Raw genomic sequence first — 21,058 nt, 5'->3', positions numbered from 1 at the left:
GAAGTTTTTAAATGCCTATCAGTCATGGGCTTGCGCCCAGACTTGGGTCAGGTAAAAGACAAAACTGGCCGCTAGATTAGCCGTATGGTTGTCTATATCGTGAGGGGGAGAGACTTCGACGATGTCAAAGCCAATTAGTTTGCCTGACGCAGCGATGTGCTGGAAGACCAGCACAGCCAGATTGGGATCTACCCCCAGTGACTGGATGGCACTGACACCAGGAGCGGCGCCAACTGCAAAGCAGTCAATATCAATGGTTAAATAAACCTGCTCCTTATCGGCTAGAAAAGCATCAACTACCTTGCAGACTTCCTTGTAACTCATTTGGTAAATATCCATTCCAGTCAGGAACTGGATGGCCTTGGATTTGGCTACAAAGTCAAAGAGAAAGAGATTGTTATTGTGCTCCTGAATCCCTAGGATGAGGTAGTTAAAGATCTGTTTCTGAGCTAAGGTGTCATCGAACATTTGACGAAAACCGGTACCGGAGTTGGGACCCGTCTGATCGTAGGGGCGTAGGTCAAAATGGGCATCCATATTGATCACAGCTAAGTTTTGGTCAGGATTTAGTGACGACTTGAGCCCCAGATAGTTGCCGTAGGCTGTTTCGTGGCCGCCGCCTAGAACGATGGGTCGGAGATTAAGCTCTCGCAGGCGTTTGACTGCTCGTGCCAAGCTTTGCTGCAGTTGTTCCAGAGAGCGGTTAGGCCCGTCAATATCGCCAACGTCAAATACTCGAACGTTTCTACCTAGATGCCAAGGAAGTTTGGCCAGCTGAGTTCGGATAGCTTGTGGTCCTTCGACAGCCCCCACTCGGCCGTTATTGATATAGACACCCTTGTCGCTCTTGAAGCCAATCAGGGCAAAGTTCACCCCTTCAAAAGGAGTTAAGCTAAGATCATTTAAGTCCAGAAACTTAATGACCATGCCCCACTTAGCAGTATATAGATTGTCTTCTGGACCTCGCTGATAGTAACGGTTGTCTAGCTGATAGTAATCTTCTAACATAATTTTGTCCTTTTCCATAACGATACTTGCGACTTTATTATAAGAGTTTCCGCTAGGCCTGTCAATGGCTTTTGGCGGGAAAAGAAGCCCAGCTGCATGAGAGCGGGCTTCTTATGTTAGCTTTTTACAGAGGCATCAGCTTTAGAACTGAATGCTCAAGTCCACAGCCTTTTCAACAGCTGCTAGGAATTCATCGCTTTCAATCAGCTCAGAAGCCTTGTTGAGTTCTTCATAGATCTCGATGTCCTTATCAAACTCGATAAAGCGGATATGCTGACGGAAGAGGTCGTAGGCTGGCTTGGTTCCTTTACCAAGTTCATGGTTTTCTGGTTTCAGATCCAGAGCTTGGCAGGCTGCCATGATTTCTGTTGCCACGATGCGGCGAGAATTCTTGAGAATTTCAGCTGCCTTGCGTGCTGCAGTAGTTCCCATGCTGACAAAGTCTTCTTGGTTTTCACAAGATGGGATGGAGTCTACGCTGGCCGGATGAGACAAGACCTTGTTCTCAGAAGCAAGCGAAGCACAAGCATACTGAGTAATCATAAAGCCAGAGTTGAGTCCTGGATGTTTGACTAAGAAGGATGGAAGCTTGCTCAGTTGGCTGTTGACTAGACGTTCTACACGACGCTCGGATACATTGCCGATTTCAGAAATAGCGATGCCGAGGAAGTCAAATGGCTGAGCCATTGGTTCTCCGTGGAAGTTACCGCCTGAGATGACATGGCCTTCCTTGGTGATGATAGGGTTGTCTGTAACAGAGTTGATTTCAATCTCAACCTTGGTCTTGACATAAGCTATAGAGTCCTTGCTGGCACCATGAATCTGCGGAATACAACGCAGGGTATATGGGTCTTGGACCCGCTGTTGAGTGGCTACGGTTGTATTGCCACTGCCTTCTAGAAGGTTGCGGATATTGCGGGCTGTAGCCAGCTGTCCGCTTTGAGGACGGATGGTATGTAGGTCTTCTTCAAATGGACTGGTAATACCATTGTGGACCTCCATGGAAAGGGCACCAGCGACATCTGACAATTTAAGCAGCTGGATGGCATCGTAGGTAGCCAGAGCTCCGATACCTGTCAGGACAGTCGTTCCGTTAATCAGTGCCAGCCCTTCCTTGGCTGCTAGAGCAATTTTCTCGATGCCGGCCTTGTCCAAAGCTTCTTGTCCAGAGAGCAATTGGCCTTGATAGTAAGCGCGGCCCAGTCCTAACATAGGCAGAACCATGTGAGCCAGCGGTGCCAAGTCGCCAGAGGCACCGAGAGAGCCCTTTTCTGGAATAAATGGCACGACGCCTTTATTGAGCAATTCCAGAAGTTTTTCGACAGTAGAGAGACGGATACCAGAATAGCCCTTGACCAGAGAATTAATCCGAATTAACATGATAGCACGAACTGCATCTTCAGGAAGAGGATCGCCAAATCCTGAAGCATGGGTGCGAATCAAGTTTTCTTGCAGCTGAGTCGTATCTTCTGGCGAGATGCTGACATTGCAGAGGGAGCCAAATCCAGTCGTAACGCCGTAGACCACCCGCTTTTCGCGGACGATGTCATCTACGATTTTACGGGAAGCTTCTACAGCTTTCTTAGCTTCTTGGTTGATTTCGCAAGTGGCTCCATGACGAGCTACTGCAATGACATCTTCTAAAGTAAGGTGTTCGCCATCCAAATTGATTACATGTGTCATAAGATTCATTCTCCTTTTTGTTCAAGAACTTTATTTTTACAAATCAGTACTATGTAGATATAGTAGACTGCGCTGGCGACAAGGACACCGATGAGACCATAGACATAGTTCATTGGATTTTCACCCCAAATCATGACGAGGCTGACTAGAACTGCCAAAATTGGAATGACTGGACCAAATGGAACTCGGAAGACCACTTTCTTATCTGGATATTTCTTTCTCAATACCAATACGGCTAGAGCAGTTGGGATGTATTGGAAGAAGCGGAAGACTACGCTGAGAGCCGCTAATACTTCAAATGTTCCTGTAAAGAGTAGGGCGATGGCCAAAAGTCCGGAGATAATAATGGCAATTACAGGGGCGTTTTTAGCGTTGGTTTCGGCGATTTTTTTAGGCAACAAACCTTCATCTGCAATGGCTGCACCATAACGTGGGACCATGATAGATTCCCCAATGTTAAGTCCAGCAATAGAGATCAGCGCTCCGATAGAAACAATCCATGCTCCAGCAGGGCCAATCATTTCGACAAAGGCGTCTTGTACAGAGGCATCAGTTTGTAGGATTCGGCTGCCTAACATGGCGATAGTTCCTGAGATAATTAGCATATAGAGAACAGAGACAATACTGATAGAGCCCAAAATAGCCCGAGGCACATTCTTTTCTGGGTTGCGCATTTCACCAGCAACGATAGACATGGTTTCAAAACCGATGAAACCGTAGAAAATGTAGATAGCTGTACTAGAGATGGCTTTCATGATATCCACGCCAGGTTCTAGCTGAAGAAACGGAGTGAAGTTTCCTTTGTCAATTCCTCCTTTGATGAAGAAAATTGCACATAGACTGAAAGCGACAATTGGGATGAGCTTGGCTACGGTTGCGGTCAAGGTGAACATTTTGGAGGTCTTAAGACCTGAGATATTCATCAGACTGAGTAGGATAATCAGGCTCACACTGAGTAAAAGTTCATAGGGGGCAAAGGATTTAAAAGTAATGACAAAAAGTCTCGCAAATCCTGCTGCCATTGCTGACCAAGCGATGATGGTAACCGCCCAGCCTAGGAAGCCAACATTAAATCCGACAAAGTCCCCAAAGGCTGCTTTGGAATATTGGAAGGCTCCGCCGTTTTTATTAAAATAACCAGCAGTTTCTGCTAAGCAGACGGCTAAGAGAATAACGAGGAGGGCAGTTCCCAGCATGACAGCTAGAGAAGCAGGACCCAGTCCTTTATAAATCTTTTGAGGCAGGAGGAAAATTCCTGAACCGATAACAGCATTGATACCATAGAGAGTAGCGCCAGAAAAGCTGAATTTCGCATTTTCTCGCTCTTGTTCTTGTGCAGTGAGTTTAGTCGCATTCATAATAATGTTTCTCCTTTAGAGATGTGGGATCCTTTCCAAGTAAAGATAGAACGATGATAGGACATCCTTGTATCTTTACTTAGTAGGGATATGGGTCAAACCAGCCCATATAGCAAGGGGAGCACACTTTGGCTGGTTACTCGAAAACATTATTTGCAGCTCAGTTTCCTGAGCCTCTTTTTCCACTATCAGAAGTTGCCCTGTCTCTAGGTTAAGCGATGGCAGGCCTGTTCCTGTCACCATCAAATCACTCAAGGCATAGATAAATTGAATTGCTTCATCTTGACTAAGCTCTTCTCTATCTGAGATGGCAAGCATCTGTCCCTGATAATGGTCGCTGTAGATTAAGTTAAAGTCGGTACAAGTCCCACGACTTGTGATAGAATCACTCCCTTCGAAAAAATAGGGGGTAAAGGGAGCTAGAACCGTTTCCTCCTGCCGGCTGGCATTGTGGAGATGAAGTGTCTGGTCCAGGCTCATGAGAATGCGGTGAAAGCCGCTGAGGTCAGAAAACTGACTTTCAGCCAACTCCACAGTCGCTGTTGAGAGCCGATAGTCAAATTCCCGCTTGCCATAGTGGCCAGTTGGCGGGGAAAGATAAAGTTGTTTTGTCTTTCCCCCTGACCAATCGGAAACTTGAAAATCGTTTGCACTTAAAAGGGTTATATTTGTCATTTTTGGTATTTATTAGAACAAACCGCTGATATTGCCATCTTTGTCGACGTCAATCTTTTCGCTGGCTGGCACCTTAGGCAATCCTGGCATGGTCATGATTGCACCAGTCAGAGCAACTATGAAGCCTGCACCAGCAGAAACTTTAAGCTGGCTGATCGTCACGACAAAGTCTTTAGGAGCGCCCAGTTTCTTAGCGTCGTCTGAGAAAGAATACTGCGTCTTAGCCATGCAGATAGGATAGTTGGAGAAGCCTAGCTCTTCCAGTTGCTTGAGCTCGCGTTTAGCAGCAGGAGTCAGGCGAACGCCCTTGCCACCGTATACTTTGGTGACAATTTTGTTGAGCTTGGTCTCAATGGAATCCTCTTCATTATATACAAATTGGAAGTGATTGTCTCCTTCGGCCAGCTCCACGACTTTTTCAGCCAATTCTTTACCGCCAGCTCCGCCATTCGCCCAAACTTCGGAAATTACTACGTCAACTCCGCGTTTTTGGCAGGCGTCATAAACTGCTTGCAATTCTGCTTCGGTATCCAGCGGGAATTTATTAATAGCAACGACAGCTGGCAGTCCATAAACATCTTGAATGTTTTCCAGATGTTTTTCCAAGTTTGGCAGACCATCTACAACGGCTTGGACATTTTCTTCAGCTAGGTCGCTCTTAGCCACACCACCGTGCATCTTGAGAGCGCGGATGGTAGCAACCAGAACTACAGCTGATGGGCAAAGACCAGATGTACGGCATTTGATATCGATGAATTTTTCAGCACCGAGGTCAGCACCGAAACCAGCTTCTGTGACTGCATAGTCGGCATATTTGAGAGCCAGCTTGGTAGCTAGGACACTGTTACAGCCATGGGCAATATTGGCGAAAGGTCCGCCGTGAATCAAGGCTGGCGTGTGTTCCAGGGTTTGAACCAAGTTTGGATGGATAGCGTCTTTGAGCACAGCCGCCATAGCGCCACCAGCTTTCAGATCCTTAGCAGTTATTGGCTTACCTTCAAAGCTGTAACCAATAATGATTTTTTCCAAACGGTTCTTGAGGTCGGTAATATTTTCTGACAAACAGAGAATAGCCATAACCTCAGAAGCAACTGTAATGTCAAACCCATCTTCACGTGGAACACCATTGACCTTGCCCTGCAGGCCATCCACAATGTGGCGCAACTGCCGGTCATTCATATCCACTGCCCGCTTCCAAGTGATGCGGCGAGAATCAATGCCTAAGGCATTGCCATGGTGGATGTGGTTGTCAATGAGGGCTGCCAGCAGGTTGTTGGCAACACCGATGGCATGAAAGTCACCAGTGAAGTGGAGGTTGATATCCTCCATGGGCACAACTTGAGCGTGCCCACCGCCAGCAGCTCCGCCTTTGATACCAAAGACAGGTCCGAGTGAAGGTTCCCGCAGAGCGATAACGGCTTTTTTACCGATAGCAGCTAGAGCATCGACTAATCCGACAGAAGTCGTGGTCTTGCCTTCTCCGGCTGGTGTCGGAGAAATAGCTGTCACGAGAATCAGTTTGCCGTCTGGCTTGTCTTTTAAGGCTTCTAGTTGGCCGGCACTGATTTTTGCCTTGTAATTTCCATAAAGAGACAGGGCGTCTTCAGCAATTCCTAGCTTTTCTGCCACTTCTTTGATGGGCTTCATTTGAACCGAATTGGCAATTTCAATATCTGATAAAACCATATTGTTACCTCTTGAGAAGAGGAAGTCCATTCACAGGAAAGAGTGAGCTTCTCTTCCGTTTATTTATTAGACAATTTTCAAAATTTCTTGATAAATTTCATCGGCTAGAGCGCAGCCTTTTTGCAGGAGCTCTTCACCCTTGCTGCGGTAGTCTGCGACGAATGCTTCATCCTTGACGCCTGACAGGTTGATGAGGACATTGAGCCAAGCACCTTGCAGGCCAGCCTTAAGGTTGAGAGCTGCTACCCCCAAGTCGCTGGCAGCATTGGTATTGGACTTGCCGACGGCCTTTTGAGTTGTTTGCAAGGCAGCCAAAATATCTTCCATCATACCATAAGGTGACTTGGTCGCTTCCTTGAGGGCTTGTTGCATAGCTTCCCGACGGGCAGCCTTATCTTCCTCAGTTTCCTTAGGCATATCAAAGACAGCGGAGACTAGATTGAAGGCTTCAGTGTCCTTGTCGATAGCTGCGAGCAGGCCTTCTTGCAGGCGGGCACTTTCTGCATGGACTTGAGCAATTTCTGCTTCAAATTCTGCGTATTTTTTCTTGCCAAGGGTCAATTCACAGACCATCTTGGTCAGGGAAATTCCGTTCGCTGCGGAAAGAGCAGCGGCAGAGCCGCCTCCTGGTGCAGGAGCATCTGAGCCGAGTACTTGGGCAAATTCTGTCAAGCTTAAATCTACTAATTTCATGGATTTCTGTCCTCCTAGCCCAGCAAATGGTTTTCCAGAACTTGCTTGCCGTAGTCAAAGTCTTCGATTTGCAGATAGTATTCTGCTGCGTCAATCAGAGCCTTAGCTGGCGCCAAACCAATGACTTCTGAGCCGAGGATTCCAACTCCGTAGCGTTTGGCTTCAAAGCGAACAGTTTCAAAAACACGATAGAGTGGGAATTTTTCCAGATTGACCATGTTGATAGAAACCTGGGCAATGTTGCGGTCTTCCAGCATAACACCGATCGCTTTACAGTACTTGTAGCCACCGCTTGATCCACGGATAATTTTGGCAATATTGTTGGCAATTTCTAGATTGTCTGTATCCAAGTTGATGTTATAGGCGATGAGCGGCATTCTAGCTCCGACAGCAGTGACACCAGCAGTTGGGTGAATCTTTCTTTCACCGTAGTCAGGAGCCCAGTCAGCTTCCAAGAGTTTTTCTGGCATGCCTTCGAACTGCCCTTTACGAACCTTAGCCAAGTTCTTGCGCTCAGGACGAGTCGCTGCATCTTCATAGAGGAAGATTGGAATACCGAGCTCACGGTTGATCCGCTCAGATACAGTCTTCGCAATTTCTACGCATTCCTCACTTGTGATGTCCTTGATCGGTACAAAAGGCAGGACATCAGTTGCGCCCATACGAGGGTGTTCACCCTGGTGCTTGGTCAAGTCAATATTTTCAGAAGCGTATTTAACTAAACGGAAGGCAACTTCCTGAATGTTTTGATCATCACCGACCAAGGTAAAGACGCTGCGGTTGTGGCTGGCATCAGAAGAGTGGTCCAAAAGTGTCACTCCTGGTACGCTCTTAGCTGTTTCCACTAGACCGTCAATGACCGCTTGGTTGCGACCTTCAGAAAAGTTAGGAATACATTCAACAATTTTTGCCATAAGATATTACCTCGTGTTATATGTTATTAAAATTACAAAGTGAATAAAGTGGAACTTCCAGCTGAGCTAGATGTGAGATCTAGCTCAGTTCAGAAGTTGGGGGACAAGTTTTTTCTATTCGAACAACTTTTTAACAGATTCTTTGACCAAATCTTCGTCAGTCAGGTACGGAATGGTAATGTGATCTGTTCCTTGGTGGAGACGGTTGTACTCGATAGCCGTTTCGATAGCATGCTCATTACGTGCCCAGTTACGACGTGCAACTCCGCCGATTGTATCCCAAGCGATAGCAGATTTGATGATTTCATCAATGCGTTCGCTACCGTCTAGTACCAAGCCAAAGCCACCGTTGATTGCTTTACCGATACCAGTTCCGCCACCGTTGTGGAGAGCTACCAGACTCATACCACGAGCGGCATTACCAGCGTAACATTGCACAGCCATGTCACAGGTAACATTAGAACCGTCCTTAATATTGGAAGTTTCACGGAATGGAGAATCGGTACCAGATACGTCGTGGTGGTCACGGCCGATCATGACAGGACCAATCTTGCCTTCGCGTACTAATTCATTGAACTTGAGGGCGATATTGACGCGTCCCATACAGTCTTGGTAGAGAATCCGAGCCTGAGTTCCAACAACCAACTGGTTCTTTTCTGCATCGCGGATCCAGTTATAGTTATCGCGGTCTTGATAGCGGCGGTTAGGGTCGATCACTTCCATAGCTGCGTGGTCGGTAGCGACTAGGTCTTCGTGCTTGCCGCTCAGACATACCCAGCGGAAAGGACCATAACCATAGTCAAAGAGCATTGGCCCCATGATATCTTCTACATAAGATGGCCAGATGAAGCCATCTTTGTCGTCAAAGCCATTCTTAGAAATTTCCTTGATGCCAGAGTCATAGACTGCCTTCATAAAGGCATTACCATAGTCAAAGAAGTAGGTGCCGTTGTTAGTCAAGGTCTTGATTGCCTTGAAGTGACGTTCCAAGGTTTCGTCAACCAACTTAGCAAAGGTTTCCTTGTCTTCAGCTAGAAGACGAGTTCGCTCTTCAAAGCTGATACCAGCCGGACAGTAGCCGCCGTCATAGACATTGTGGCAAGAAGTTTGATCAGAAAGCAGATCTACATGGATATTGTTCTCGTTGACATATTCTAAGAGGTCTACAATGTTACCATGATAGGCGATAGAAGTGGATTCGCCAGCTTCCAGAGCTTTTTGAGCCAAGTCAATTGCTTCTTTTGGACTTTCGGCTAATTGGCTAATCCAGCCTTGGGAGTGACGAGTTTCAATCCGAGATTGGTCTACTTCAGCTATGATTGCCACAGCTTTAGCAATTTCAGCTGCTTTCCCTTGAGCTCCACTCATGCCACCCAGACCAGAAGAGATAAAGAGTTTACCAGTCAGGTCGCCGTCATCAGCTACACCTAGTTTCAAGCGCCCAGCATTGAGGAGGGTGTTGAAAGTACCATGGACGATACCTTGAGGGCCAATGTACATCCAGCCTCCGGCTGTCATTTGACCATAGTTGGTCACGCCCATTTCTTCCGCAATTTCCCAGTCCTTCATATTGTCGTATTCACCAACCAAGAGACCATTGGTGATGATGACACGCGGAGCTTCTGGTTTAGATTTGAAAAGTCCGAGCGGGTGGCCAGATTCCACGACCAAGGTTTGATGGTCTGTCATGACTTCCAAGTATTTCTTGATCAGGTTGTACTGCATCCAGTTAGCGCAGACAGATCCAGTTTCTCCATAGGTAACCAATTCATAAGGATAAAGGGCGATTTCAAAGCTCAGGTTATTGTCAATCATAACCTGCATAGCTTTGGCTGCAATACAGTTTCCTTTATACTCGTCAATTGGTTTGCCGTAGATGCGTTCTTTTGGACGCCAGCGGTAGCCATAAATCCGTCCGCGAGTTTTTAGCTCTTCCAAGAATTCTGGGATCACTTCCTCATGAAATCTCTTTGGAATATAGCGAAGGGCATTTTTTAGAGCAATTTCGGTTTGAGCTTGAGTCAAACGGAAGCCCCGGTCAGGTGCGCGACGGATACCTTCTTGGAAAACTGTTTTTTCAGGTAATACATCGTCTAATTTGACGGTCATTGCTGCCGCAATATCTTGTTCGCTGTAGAATGACATGTTTATTTCCTCCTTGTAAAATAACTTAAGATTTGACCTTATTTTATAACAGCGCCGTCAGTACAAAGTCAAGAAAATATTTCTAAAGATAAAAAATATCAATATATCTAATATATATTGGTTTTTGACTATAATTTGACGATAGTGTATTATGATGGAAAGCGAATAAGTTGGAAAATGAATGGAGGAACAAGCATGACTGCTGATTTACTATTAACTCACTTTAATCAAGTCTTCTGTCCCAAGGACCTCGGACATCCCCTTTTTGGTGAGGAGATGAAGGAGGCTCAGGTCTTGGAGGACGGTTACATTGCAGTCAAAGACGGAAAAATCCTAGCAGTTGGCAGTGGAGAGCCAGATGCCAGTCTGATTGGACCAGATACTAAGATTCAGTCTTATGAAGGCAAGATTGCCACACCTGGCTTGATTGATTGTCACACTCACTTGGTCTACGGTGGCAGCCGGGAACATGAATTTGCCAAGAAATTAGCCGGTGTCCCTTATCTGGAGATTCTTGCTCAAGGCGGCGGAATTCTCAGTACAGTCCGGGCGACAAGAGAAGCTTCTTTTGAGACTCTCTACGATAAGTCCAAGAGACTGCTGGACTATATGCTGCTGCATGGGGTGACGACTGTCGAGGCCAAGAGTGGCTATGGTCTGGACTGGGAAACAGAGAAGCGCCAGCTAGATGTCGTTGGGGCTCTGGACCGTGACCATGATATTGATTTAGTTTCAACCTTCATGGCTGCCCACGCCGTTCCACCAGAATATAAGGGACGCTCTCAGGAATATCTGGAGCTCATCGTCGAGGAAATGCTGCCTCGGGTAAAGGCAGAAAATCTAGCTGAATTCTGTGATATTTTCTGTGAAAAAGGGGTCTTTACAGCTGACGAGTCGCGCTACTTGCTTTCTAAGGCTAAGGAAATGGGCTTCAAGCTTCGTATCCATGCTGATGAAATCGAGTCTATCGGCGGAGTAGATGTAGCAGCTGAACTTGGGGCAACGAGTGCAGAGCACTTGATGGTAGCGACCGATGAAGGTATTCGCAAGATGGCGGAAGCTAAAGTTATCGGTAATCTCCTACCAGCAACTACCTTCAGTCTGATGGAAGATACCTATGCACCAGCTCGCAAGATGCTGGAAGCTGGTATGGCCATCACTCTGACTACCGACAGCAATCCAGGCTCCTGCCCAACAGCTAACCTGCAGTTCGTCATGCAGCTAGGCTGCTTTATGATGCGCCTGACGCCAGTGGAAGTCCTTAACGCTGTAACTATCAATGCGGCCTACTCAGTTAACCGCCAAGATAAGATTGGCAGCTTTGACACTGGCAAGCAGGCGGACATTACTATCCTAGACGCTAAGAATATCGACTATCCACTTTATTTCTTTGCTACCAACCTGACCCATCAGGTTTATAAAGCAGGTAAGTTGGTTGTTGATCAGGGTAGAATCGTCTAATCTTACAAGCCGATCCCATTTCCACTTGATGGCAAAGATTTTCTTAGAAGTTCTATTGTTGATTATAGAAAAAGCAGATTTGTGTTCAATAAAGGTCGTGGCTTAAACACCACGACCTTTCTGTTTTTTTATGAGATTAGGATATTGAGCTGGTCTCTTTATCTTCCCACACACTGCGCGTAAAGACCATGGAGAATAGTGCCAGAGACACAAAGCCTGCTCCTACGTACCAGTAGGGCATATCCAGTGTCGTGGATCGTCCAGATAGATTGACAATGCCACAAAAGAGCATGCCGGCTGTCATGGCGGCTACAGCTGAGTTCCAGAGGTTGAGGCTGAGCCGAGAGAGATTGGGAATTATTTTCATGAAGAGCAGGAGGAGGCTGCCTCCAACGAGAGGAAGGGCAAAGAGATAGTGCATATGGATAGATGTTTCCCCAAAGCTGAAGGATTCATAGATTCTGCTGAAAGCAAAGAAGAAAAGCGTTAGCAGCATGTAGGAAACAGCTGTTTTTTTGAAACGTTTTTTGCTGGGATTAGTAACCGATGTAGACAATGTCGCTCACCGCCCTTTCTGAAATATTTCCGTTGGTGGTAGGCTTGTTGATGACCTGACCGTTGAAGTACATAGTGGATGAGCCGCCGCCGTCAAGGTTATAGGCGGTCTTGACGCCATAAGATTTCATGACTTCAGCCATTTCATAGAGGGAAAGTCCCTGACTTTCTGAAGTGCGTCCGTCTGAAACGATGATGATATAGTGGTTTTCATCAATGATACTGATAGCTGTCCGTGGATTGGAAGCCATGGACTGGCCGACTTCGGACTTGGTATCAACGACAATCTCACTATTTTCTACAAGAGCTGGGCCGAAGGCTAGGAGATTGACCACACCGTCTTCGACCAGCTGGTTGGCAGAGATTTCATTTTCGTAAATAATTTTAAAAGAGCCGTCTTTGTAAATGGCCAAGTCCCCATTGCTGGCGTCCTCTCGGACGGTATCACGGTAGACAACACCATTACGGATGACATAGCCGGTAGAATTAGCCCCGTAGTAGTCGCCATTGACCGCTAGGATAGCATTGTTGTTGGCGGCTGTTTCCGAAGTTTTGGCGGTGACATTGGTTCCGTAGGTGTTGTTGGCGAGGGCTGTTTTCAAGTATTCAGCGGAGCTGACGGTTACATCGGCAACATAGACTTGAGTATTATTGACGGTCTTTTCAGTCAGGGTGATCGAGATGTTATCGTCTGAATAGCTGGTATCTGTCACTGTGGCTGTTTCAGTAGCCTTGCTGGCAGACTCGGCATTGGATGATGAAGCGGTGCTTGAGACTGTGGAAATAGTCTCTGCAATGACGAAGGTTTTCAGCATGGAGTAGCTGAAGGAAGCTGTCAGAAGCAGTCCGAAAATGGAGGCGTAGGCATAGCCTTTCTTTAAAAATTTCATGATGCGGTGTGTGTCCTTTCCTTAAAAATAAATCTCTTCTGTACCATCCAAGAGACGATGAAGAGCAGCAGTCCGACGATGATCTTGGCAAGCAGAAGATTGAGGCCAAAGACCGCGTAGAAGAGGCGGATCAGCAGTGTGTCTAGGATAAAGAGCACCAGAGCTAGGCTGAAATAGCCAGTTCCTGTCTTGAGTATACTGTCGTCATTCTTAAAGACCAGTTTTTTATTGGTCGAGTAGTTGAAGACCGAGCTGGTCACTCGGGCAACCCCGTTAGCTAAAAGAATTCTCAGGCTGGTTGGCACAGCAGCTAAAAACAAGAGAGCCAGTGCGTAGACCATATAGTCGACGACGAAGCTGCTGAGAGAGGTTAGGGCAAATTTGAAAATATTTTTATAAATCATGAGTCCGTCTCTAACAGGTCGGAAGTGCGAACCTTCATTATCATTGATATAGACTGTCTCAATGGGCACTTCCAAAATTGGATATTCCTTACTGGCCTCTAGGAGCATGTTCATTTCATACTCATAGCGCTGCCCCTCTACCTTTAGCATAAATGGAATCATATTGGTCGTAAAGGCCCGCAAGCCTGTCTGAGTATCGGAGACTCCCACCCCAGTCTGGAGCTTGAAGAGAGACCGAGTCAGGCTGTTGCCGAAGAGGCTGCGCAGAGGCACCTTGCCAGTAAAGGCGCGTGCGCCCAAAATCAGCTGGTTGGGATTTTCAGCAGCCTTGGTTGCTACACGGAAAATATCCCAGACCTTGTGCTGGCCGTCCGCATCTGCTGTGATGACCGTTCCGTATTGACCCAGAGACTGGATGTAGGTGAAGGCAGTTTTCAGCGCCTGCCCCTTGCCTTGATTGTTCTCGTGATGGAGGACAGTCGCATATTGTTCAGCCTTTTCAAAGACTGTCTGGCGCTTGGCTGAGCTACCGTCATCGATGACAATGATATGAAAATCGCTCTTGCTCTGAATTTTTTGAATCAGTTTAATCAAATTATAATCGGGCTCGTAAGCCGGAATCACTAGATAGTCCATATCCATACCTCTTTCTTAGATGATTTGTAGAAAGTATACAGATTGCAGCTTAAAAATTCCTAATATAAGTTAGTTTTAAGAAAATATTAACATTTCTTTAAGGAAAGAGTGAGGAAAGTATCTCGTAGGACAAAATAAAAAACTGAGAGTGGGACAGAAATCGGTCATTCGTTAGAATTCGATTTCGTCGTCCCACCTCCGCACAGTTGAGTAGGGCTGTAAAAGCTGATGAAATCAGCGTAGTAGAGCCTACTCAGCCACTGCATCTTGCTCGACAATCCAAAGACAATTGAGGAGCTAGGACTTTTGTCCCAGCCTCAGTGCTTTGTTTAATAACGTTTTTCTTTAGGCCAGGTGCTCATTTCAGCAACAGCTGTAAAAAGCACGTCTGTGGATGAGTTGAGGGCAGTTTCGCAAGAGTCTTGGATGGCGCCGATAACAAAACCAACGCTGACGACTTGCATGACCAGATCGTTTGGGATGCCAAAGAGGCTACAAGCCACAGGAATCAGGAGAAGCGAGCCTCCAGCCACTCCAGAAGCACCGCAGGCGGAAATGGCCGCAACGATACTGAGCACCAAGGCTGTTCCGAAGTCTACCTGAATGCCAAGAGTGTTGGCTGCTGCAAGGGTCAGTGTATTGATTGTCACCGCTGCTCCCGCCATGTTGATAGTTGAGCTGAGTGGGATAGAGACGGAGTAGGTCTCAGTATTGAGTCCCAAATCTCGACAAAGTTTCATATTAACAGGGATATTGGCAGCAGAACTACTGGTGAAAAAGGAAGTGACACCACTGACTTTTAGACAGCGCCAAACCAGTGGATAAGGATTTTTTCGAAGAACGATGGAGACGATCAAGGGATTGACGACCAGAGCGACCAGAGCCATGGAAGCCAATAGTAGGAGCAGGAGCATGCCGTAGCTCTTGAGCGCCTCAAATCCTTTGTCAGAAATGGTCGTGTACACCAGCCCTAAAATACCAAAGGGAGCCAGATTGATAATCCATTCGACAATCTTTGAAGTAATATCTGCCAGTGTTTTCAAGAGTTCTTTGCTATGCTGACTGGCCTCTCGCATGGCCACCCCAAAGACAACTGCCCAAGACAGAATCCTGATATAATTGGCCTTGGTCAGGGCGTTGATTGGATTATCGACAAGATTGAGGAGGAGATTGCTCAGAACCTGGCCGATGCCTTCTGGTGGACTGACTTCTGAGCTGGCAGCAGTCAGCTCGATGGTCACAGGAAAGACATAGTTGGTGAGGACAGCGACAAGGGCAGCTGCAAAAGTCCCTATTAGATAGAGGATAATGACGGTTTTCATATTGCTTTTCTGCCCTTTTTGGTGCTGAGAGAGGGCATTGGCAACGAGGGTAAAAACGAGCAGTGGTGCGATAGCTTTTAGGCCACCGACAAAGATTTGTCCTAGTAGGCTAATGGCGCTGGCTTGTGGGAAGATGAGGGCCAGCAGGGCGCCTGTGACAATTCCAATGGAAATCCGTTTGATAAGATTGGCGCGATTCCAAGCAGAAAGAATTCGATGAAACATAGGAGATCCCTTTCTAAAATAAACTGCTTTCCATTATACGCTAGAGGTCGTATAAAATTAATGTTTTTTGGTATACTCTATACAGAATAGGGCCGCTTTGATGATTATCCCCCGCCCTTTGTGGTATAATGAATAAAATTTTTGTATCTCATGGGAGGAAAGAATGACAGCTAATGGGAATGTTTTTACGCGCTATTTCCAGCAATTTGACTGGTCAGCTATTCTGGATGATGTGTTTTCGAAATTCGTCTCCTTGGTCTTTTTGTGTTTACTATTTTGGGTAGCTAAGAAAATTCTCCATCTCTTTGTGACTAGACTGATTGCGCCATCTTTGAAATTATCTCGGCAGGATGAGGCTCGGCAAAAGACCATTACACGTCTGATTGAGAATTTGCTCAATTATGCCCTTTATTTTCTTTTGTTCTACTGGATTTTATCCATTTTGGGCATGCCGGTCTCAAGTCTTTTGGCTGGGGCAGGGATTGCCGGTGTTGCCATTGGAATGGGGGCGCAGGGCTTTCTGTCCGATCTGGTCAATGGTTTCTTTATTCTCTTAGAGCATCAGTTGGATGTAGGGGACAATGTCCGCTTGACCAATGGTGCTATCAAGATTGCAGGAACAGTTGTCAGCGTCGGAATTCGGACTACCCAGGTCCGTGATGCGGACGGAACTCTTCACTTTGTGCCCAACCGAAATATTACCGTTGTCAGCAATCTTTCTCGTGGCGATATGCGGGTTTTGATTGATATTCCTATCTATGCTGAGACGGATTTGGATGAGATTTATCGGATTATTGCTGCTGTCAATCAGGAAGCCGTGCCAGAGCATCCAGAGATTATGAAGGAGCCTGATATTCTAGGACCGCAGATGACTGCTAACGGCCAGTTTAATTTTCGGGTCAGCTTGACAGTAGAGGGCGGCATGCAAACCAGTATCTACCATATTTTTTATAGGCTCTACCATGAAGCCCTGCTAAAAGAAGGAGTGGCTCTGCCAACCTTGGCCCCAGTTACAGGAAATAATGGCAAAGTTTAGCAGTGATCATGGAAACAAAAACAAACAACATCTATTAAAAATAAGATTTCTAATCACTAAAAGAGGCTGGGACGAAAGTCCTAGCCTCTCAATTGTCTTTGGATTGTCGAGCAAGACGCAGTGGTTGAGTGGGCTCTACTAGGCTGATTTCATCAGCTTTTATAGCCCTACTCAACTGTGCGGAGGTGGGGCGACGAAATCGAATTTTAACGAATGACCGATTTCTGTTCCACTCTCTTTTTCATTACAGCTTATCCGAGGTCTAACCTGTCTAAATATGACATGCTATGGCAAGTATTGTATAATAGGAAGAGGAGAAGGAGCAAGCATACAGAATAATAGACTATTTCGGATATTGTACTACATTTTGGAGAGAGGGAAAGTGACTGCAACGAAGCTGGCTGAGAAATTCGAAGTTTCGGTTCGGACCATTTATAGAGATGTGGACTCTCTAAGTAGCGCTGGGATTCCGATTTATACCACGCAAGGAAAGGGTGGCGGCATAGAAATCGCAGAGGATTTTGTCTTGCGGAAGTCCTTACTGACAGCGGAGGAGAAAGAGCAAATCATGGCGGCTCTGCAAGGTTTGGACAGCACCAGTCAGCTTTACCAGAGTGACCTTCTCACAAAACTTTCAGCGCTATTTCAAGTCAAAAATCCCAACTGGATCGAAATCGATTTTAATCACTGGCAAAATGATAAAGCATATGAAGAAACCTTTCATCAATTAAAAACTGCGATTCTAGGCAAGTACCTTGTTTCTTTTTCTTACTTGGCTAGCGATGGACAGGAGACAAATCGCCGTGTCAAGCCTGTCCGTTTGTTCTTTAAAAGTCAGAATTGGTACCTCTATGCTTTTTGCCTCTTGCGACAGGAATTCAGGTATTTTAAGTTATCTCGGATGAAAAATCTGGAGCGGCTGGAGGAAAGGTTTGAGGACAGCTTTGAAGATCTCGTCTTGGAAAAAGAACTGACCTATGAAAATACCATTAAGCTGGCAGTCAAGTTTGATCGCAAAGTGGCCTTCAGGGTTTATGATGAACTAAGCGGAGACATTCGGACAGATGCCGAAGGAAATTTATATACAGAAATAGACATTCCCAACGACCAGCGTCTATATAGTTATATCCTGTCCTTTGGAGACGCTGTGGAGGTCTTAGATCCGCCTGAAATCCGAGTGAAAATGAAGGAAATGATTCAACAGCTGGCAGAAAAATATAAAACTTGACATAAGGTGTCAGGTATCTTCTTGTATACTAATGGTAAGAAGAGAAAAGGAGGCAGCAAGATGAAATATGAATGGAGAAAGAGCGAGAAAGTCCTTTATGGAGCCAAGCAAAAGCCAGAGCTGGTAGAGGTGCCGAGTCAACAGTTCATTGTGATCGAAGGAGCGGGCGACCCCAATGAAGCAGATTTCTCTGAGCGGGTATCTGCCCTTTATTCACTGGCCTATTCCATAAAAATGCTCTTTAAATCCAAGCTGAAAGATGAGGTGGAGGATAAGGTGACGGATTTCACGGTCTATCCTTTGGAAGGAATCTGGGAAAAAGCTGCTGGGGAAGGCTTCGATAAAAGTCAGCTTCGCTATCAGCTCATGATTCAGCAGCCCAATGTCATCACTCAAGACATGTATACAGCGGCGCTTGAGAATGTCCGCAAGAAAAAGCCCAATCCCCTCTACGACGACATCCGTTGGCAAAGCTTGCCAGAGGAGCGGGCCATTCAGGTATTACACATAGGAAGTTATGACAGTGAGCCTACCTCTTTTGAGAAAATGGACAAGCTAGCAAGCAGCTTGGGACTAGAGAGATGCGACCAAGTCCACAGAGAGATTTACTTGAGCAACAAAATAGGACACCAGAAGAAAAATTGAAAACCATCTTAAGGTATTCCGTCAGATAGGAGGAATGTGTCATGCCAAGACCTGCAACAAAAAACGATTTGCTGGCTGTAGCTACAGAAAATTACGAAAAACTCAATCTGCTCATTTCGAACATGACAGCAGAAGAGTTGGCAAGGCCCTTTGATTTTTCAAAGGATGAGAAAAAGAAAGAAGCTCACTGGGAGCGCGATCGGAACCTGAGGGATGTCTTAATCCATCTTTATGAGTGGCACCAACTGCTGCTCAACTGGGTAGAGGCCAATAATCAAAGGGGAAAAGAGAAGTCCTTCCTGCCTGCTCCCTACAATTGGAGAACTTATGGGGATATGAATGTCGCATTTTGGGAAAAGCACCAGCAAACCTCTCTTGAGGAGGCAAGTTCTTTGCTGGTTAGTTCACATAGAGCTGTCCTAGACCTAGCCGCAACCTTTACGAATGAAGAATTATTTTCTAAAGGAGTTTATAAATGGACGGGTGGAACGACTTTGGGCTCCTATTTTGTCAGCGCCACATCCAGCCACTATGAATGGGCTATGAAAAAGCTTAAAGCTCATCAAAAGAATTGCAAAATGAATCCTATCTAATAAAGTTTTCTAGGACTTGAGACTGATTTTTAGCACTCTTGCAAAAAGAGTGCTAATTTTTTGGTTTTTTGTCTTGACATTCATTTTCAAGAGTGTATAATAGAATCATGATTTAGCACTCGAGGTGTTAGAGTGCTAAATATAAAAAATAAAATCTCGCCAGTGGCTGGAATTTTCTAAAGAGAGGTGAGGTCCTTGGTAACAGAACGCCAAAATGAGATTTTAAATCTAATCATTGATATCTTTACCAAGACGCAGGAGCCTGTAGGTTCTAAAGCCTTGCAAGAGTCTATCCAGTCTTCGAGTGCCACCATCCGTAATGACATGGCAGCCTTGGAAAAGGAAGGACTGCTGGAAAAGGCCCATACATCGAGTGGCCGCAAGCCCAGTGTCGCTGGTTTCCAGTATTTCGTCCGGCATTCCTTGTCCTTTGATCAGTTGGCGGAAAATGAGCTCTACGAGGTCGTCAAGGCCTTCGATCAAGAGTTTTTCAAGCTGGAGGATATCCTACAGCGGGCGGCAGATGTCTTGGCAGAGTTGAGTGATTGCACGGTTGTAGCTCTGGATGTCGAGCCTAGTCGGCAGCGACTGACAGCTTTTGATATCGTGGTTCTCAGTCAGCATGCAGCCTTAGCGGTCTTTACTCTGGATGAGTCCAATACCCTGACCAGTCAGTTCATGATTCCTAGGAATTTTCTCCAGGAAGACCTACTGCGCTTGAGGGATATGATTCAGGAGCGCTTTCTGGGACAGACGGTCTTAGATATTCACTATAAGATTCGGACGGAGATCCCGCAGATTATCCAGCGTTACTTTACGACGACGGACAATGTTCTCGATCTCTTTGAGCATATTTTTGCTCAGATGTTTTCGGAAAAAGTAGCTGTAGCTGGTAAGGTCCAGTTGTTACGTTTTGCGGATCTTGAGGTCTATCAGTTCTTTGATGATCGGCAGAAGGTCGCCTTTGAAATCCGTGACAGCTTAGCCGAGGATCAAATGCAAAATGTCCGAGTCGCAGCTAGCCAAGAGGACTGTCTGGCTAATCTAACCTTGATTTCCAGCAAATTCCTGATTCCCTATCGGGGCTTTGGTATGCTGGCAGTGGTTGGTCCAGTCAATCTGGATTACCAAAAGGTGGTTAGTCAACTCAATGTTGTCAATCGAGTCCTAACTATGAAACTCATCGATTTCTACCGATATTTGAGTAGTAATCATTATGAGGTGAGTTGAACATGAAATTACATAAATTCCTAAAAAGGAGGCGAAAAATGTCTGAGGAAATAAAAAACGAAGAAGTAAAAGAAGAGGAAGTGGTAGAAACTGCTGAAGAGGCTGTAGAAACCGCTGAAGAAGCTGATGAAACTACTCCTGAAAAATCAGAACTAGAACTAGCCAATGAGCGTGCAGAAGACTTTGAAAATAAATACCTTCGCGCTCATGCAGAAATGCAAAATATCCAACGTCGTGCGAATGAAGAGCGCCAACTCTTGCAACGCTATCGTAGCCAAGATTTGGCAAAAGCGATTCTCCCTTCTTTGGATAACCTTGAGCGTGCGCTTGCCGTTGAAGGTTTGACAGATGATGTTAAAAAAGGTCTGGAAATGGTACAAGAAAGCTTGGTTCATGCCCTTAAAGAAGAAGGAATTGAGGAAATCGCAGCTGACGGATCATTTGACCATAACTATCACATGGCCATCCAAACCGTTCCAGCAGACGACGAACATCCAGCAGATACCATTGCCCAAGTCTTCCAAAAAGGCTACAAACTCCATGACCGCATCCTAAGACCAGCAATGGTGGTAGTGTATAACTAGGTGGTAAGTCAGAAATCTGTGGTTTCGTTGACGCACCCTCGCAAGGGTGATTAGGTTGGTCACGAGCGTTTGCGAAGTGAACTGCCA

Annotated in this window: 18 protein-coding genes and 1 pseudogene; 7 read left to right on the top strand and 12 right to left on the bottom strand. The window is 46.0% G+C overall.

Translation table 11 applies throughout. The features are described from left to right. Window positions 1-18: 18 nt before the first annotated feature. The 8 genes from hutG to FZ941_RS06565 all read right to left on the bottom strand — a co-directional run bounded on the left by hutG (window position 19) and on the right by FZ941_RS06565 (window position 10,162). The gene (gene hutG, locus FZ941_RS06600; protein ID WP_148887281.1) at window positions 19-1,008 is read right to left on the bottom strand and encodes a formimidoylglutamase; all 990 of its coding nucleotides are present in this window, start codon (window positions 1,006-1,008) and stop codon (window positions 19-21) included. Window positions 1,009-1,149: 141 nt separating this feature from the next. After that, window positions 1,150-2,691, bottom strand: a complete 1,542-nt coding sequence (gene hutH, locus FZ941_RS06595; RefSeq protein ID WP_187418392.1) for a histidine ammonia-lyase — start codon at window positions 2,689-2,691, stop codon at window positions 1,150-1,152. Window positions 2,692-2,696: 5 nt separating this feature from the next. Then, window positions 2,697-4,049 (bottom strand): APC family permease, encoded by a 1,353-nt coding sequence (locus FZ941_RS06590; RefSeq protein WP_148887279.1) that lies wholly within the window; start codon window positions 4,047-4,049, stop codon window positions 2,697-2,699. Between the two features lie 75 nt (window positions 4,050-4,124). Then, window positions 4,125-4,724, bottom strand: coding sequence for a HutD family protein (locus tag FZ941_RS06585; RefSeq protein ID WP_148887278.1), 600 nt, complete (start codon window positions 4,722-4,724; stop codon window positions 4,125-4,127). A 12-nt stretch (window positions 4,725-4,736) separates the two neighbouring features. After that, on the bottom strand, window positions 4,737-6,410 hold the full coding sequence (locus tag FZ941_RS06580; protein ID WP_148887277.1) for a formate--tetrahydrofolate ligase: 1,674 nt from the start codon (window positions 6,408-6,410) through the stop codon (window positions 4,737-4,739). A 66-nt stretch (window positions 6,411-6,476) separates the two neighbouring features. After that, complete coding sequence (locus FZ941_RS06575; RefSeq protein ID WP_148887276.1) at window positions 6,477-7,103, bottom strand: cyclodeaminase/cyclohydrolase family protein; 627 nt, start codon at window positions 7,101-7,103, stop codon at window positions 6,477-6,479. Window positions 7,104-7,117: 14 nt separating this feature from the next. Further along, window positions 7,118-8,017, bottom strand: coding sequence for a glutamate formimidoyltransferase (gene ftcD, locus FZ941_RS06570; RefSeq protein ID WP_101771756.1), 900 nt, complete (start codon window positions 8,015-8,017; stop codon window positions 7,118-7,120). Window positions 8,018-8,131: 114 nt separating this feature from the next. Beyond that, on the bottom strand, window positions 8,132-10,162 hold the full coding sequence (locus FZ941_RS06565; protein WP_148887275.1) for a urocanate hydratase: 2,031 nt from the start codon (window positions 10,160-10,162) through the stop codon (window positions 8,132-8,134). 195 nt (window positions 10,163-10,357) lie between these two features. Between FZ941_RS06565 and hutI the strand changes: the two genes are divergently transcribed. Beyond that, on the top strand, window positions 10,358-11,623 hold the full coding sequence (gene hutI, locus FZ941_RS06560) for an imidazolonepropionase (RefSeq protein ID WP_148887274.1): 1,266 nt from the start codon (window positions 10,358-10,360) through the stop codon (window positions 11,621-11,623). Window positions 11,624-11,759: 136 nt separating this feature from the next. On the opposite strand, the gene FZ941_RS06555 is transcribed toward hutI, so the two are convergent. The 4 genes from FZ941_RS06555 to sstT form a co-directional block, all read right to left on the bottom strand. Further along, complete coding sequence (locus FZ941_RS06555; RefSeq protein WP_148887273.1) at window positions 11,760-12,179, bottom strand: hypothetical protein; 420 nt, start codon at window positions 12,177-12,179, stop codon at window positions 11,760-11,762. Further along, a complete protein-coding gene (locus tag FZ941_RS06550) occupies window positions 12,160-13,068 on the bottom strand; it encodes a phosphodiester glycosidase family protein (RefSeq protein WP_148887272.1) in 909 nt (302 codons plus the stop codon). The genes FZ941_RS06555 and FZ941_RS06550 overlap by 20 nt, the downstream gene beginning before the upstream one ends. Then, complete coding sequence (locus tag FZ941_RS06545; RefSeq protein WP_148887271.1) at window positions 13,065-14,114, bottom strand: bifunctional glycosyltransferase family 2/GtrA family protein; 1,050 nt, start codon at window positions 14,112-14,114, stop codon at window positions 13,065-13,067. Before FZ941_RS06545 ends, FZ941_RS06550 begins: the two co-directional genes overlap by 4 nt. A gap of 323 nt (window positions 14,115-14,437) precedes the next feature. Beyond that, complete coding sequence (gene sstT / locus FZ941_RS06535) at window positions 14,438-15,655, bottom strand: serine/threonine transporter SstT (RefSeq protein WP_148887270.1); 1,218 nt, start codon at window positions 15,653-15,655, stop codon at window positions 14,438-14,440. A gap of 163 nt (window positions 15,656-15,818) precedes the next feature. Here sstT and FZ941_RS06530 point away from each other — a divergent pair, with 163 nt between their 5' ends. From FZ941_RS06530 to grpE, 6 genes and pseudogenes are all read left to right on the top strand, one after another. Beyond that, window positions 15,819-16,691, top strand: a complete 873-nt coding sequence (locus FZ941_RS06530) for a mechanosensitive ion channel family protein (protein WP_148887269.1) — start codon at window positions 15,819-15,821, stop codon at window positions 16,689-16,691. 328 nt (window positions 16,692-17,019) lie between these two features. Continuing rightward, the gene (locus FZ941_RS06520; RefSeq protein WP_148887358.1) at window positions 17,020-17,919 is read left to right on the top strand and encodes a YafY family protein; all 900 of its coding nucleotides are present in this window, start codon (window positions 17,020-17,022) and stop codon (window positions 17,917-17,919) included. 60 nt (window positions 17,920-17,979) lie between these two features. Further along, window positions 17,980-18,593: pseudogene (locus FZ941_RS06515) on the top strand (GyrI-like domain-containing protein). Between the two features lie 12 nt (window positions 18,594-18,605). Then, the gene (locus FZ941_RS06510) at window positions 18,606-19,157 is read left to right on the top strand and encodes a ClbS/DfsB family four-helix bundle protein (protein WP_148887268.1); all 552 of its coding nucleotides are present in this window, start codon (window positions 18,606-18,608) and stop codon (window positions 19,155-19,157) included. Between the two features lie 195 nt (window positions 19,158-19,352). Next, window positions 19,353-20,387, top strand: a complete 1,035-nt coding sequence (gene hrcA / locus FZ941_RS06505) for a heat-inducible transcriptional repressor HrcA (protein WP_148887267.1) — start codon at window positions 19,353-19,355, stop codon at window positions 20,385-20,387. A gap of 38 nt (window positions 20,388-20,425) precedes the next feature. Next, window positions 20,426-20,971: a nucleotide exchange factor GrpE gene (gene grpE / locus FZ941_RS06500; protein ID WP_148887266.1), complete on the top strand. Its 546-nt coding sequence runs from the start codon at window positions 20,426-20,428 to the stop codon at window positions 20,969-20,971. The last annotated feature ends 87 nt before the right edge of the window (window positions 20,972-21,058 follow it).

This window comes from Streptococcus sp. Marseille-P6264 (assembly GCF_902460355.1).
In the GTDB taxonomy this organism is placed as follows: domain Bacteria; phylum Bacillota; class Bacilli; order Lactobacillales; family Streptococcaceae; genus Streptococcus.
This window is presented reverse-complemented; position numbering and strand designations above follow the sequence as displayed.

Bases quoted from the DNA above. Each gene is read 5' to 3' on its own strand.
- hutG (WP_148887281.1), bottom strand. From the start codon at position 1,008: ATGTTAGAAGATTACTATCAGCTAGACAACCGTTACTATCAGCGAGGT.
- hutH (WP_187418392.1), bottom strand. From the start codon at position 2,691: ATGACACATGTAATCAATTTGGATGGCGAACACCTTACTTTAGAAGAT.
- FZ941_RS06590 (WP_148887279.1), bottom strand. From the start codon at position 4,049: ATGAATGCGACTAAACTCACTGCACAAGAACAAGAGCGAGAAAATGCG.
- FZ941_RS06585 (WP_148887278.1), bottom strand. From the start codon at position 4,724: ATGACAAATATAACCCTTTTAAGTGCAAACGATTTTCAAGTTTCCGAT.
- FZ941_RS06580 (WP_148887277.1), bottom strand. From the start codon at position 6,410: ATGGTTTTATCAGATATTGAAATTGCCAATTCGGTTCAAATGAAGCCC.
- FZ941_RS06575 (WP_148887276.1), bottom strand. From the start codon at position 7,103: ATGAAATTAGTAGATTTAAGCTTGACAGAATTTGCCCAAGTACTCGGC.
- ftcD (WP_101771756.1), bottom strand. From the start codon at position 8,017: ATGGCAAAAATTGTTGAATGTATTCCTAACTTTTCTGAAGGTCGCAAC.
- FZ941_RS06565 (WP_148887275.1), bottom strand. From the start codon at position 10,162: ATGTCATTCTACAGCGAACAAGATATTGCGGCAGCAATGACCGTCAAA.
- hutI (WP_148887274.1), top strand. From the start codon at position 10,358: ATGACTGCTGATTTACTATTAACTCACTTTAATCAAGTCTTCTGTCCC.
- FZ941_RS06550 (WP_148887272.1), bottom strand. From the start codon at position 13,068: ATGAAATTTTTAAAGAAAGGCTATGCCTACGCCTCCATTTTCGGACTG.
- FZ941_RS06545 (WP_148887271.1), bottom strand. From the start codon at position 14,114: ATGGATATGGACTATCTAGTGATTCCGGCTTACGAGCCCGATTATAAT.
- sstT (WP_148887270.1), bottom strand. From the start codon at position 15,655: ATGTTTCATCGAATTCTTTCTGCTTGGAATCGCGCCAATCTTATCAAA.
- FZ941_RS06530 (WP_148887269.1), top strand. From the start codon at position 15,819: ATGACAGCTAATGGGAATGTTTTTACGCGCTATTTCCAGCAATTTGAC.
- FZ941_RS06510 (WP_148887268.1), top strand. From the start codon at position 18,606: ATGCCAAGACCTGCAACAAAAAACGATTTGCTGGCTGTAGCTACAGAA.
- grpE (WP_148887266.1), top strand. From the start codon at position 20,426: ATGTCTGAGGAAATAAAAAACGAAGAAGTAAAAGAAGAGGAAGTGGTA.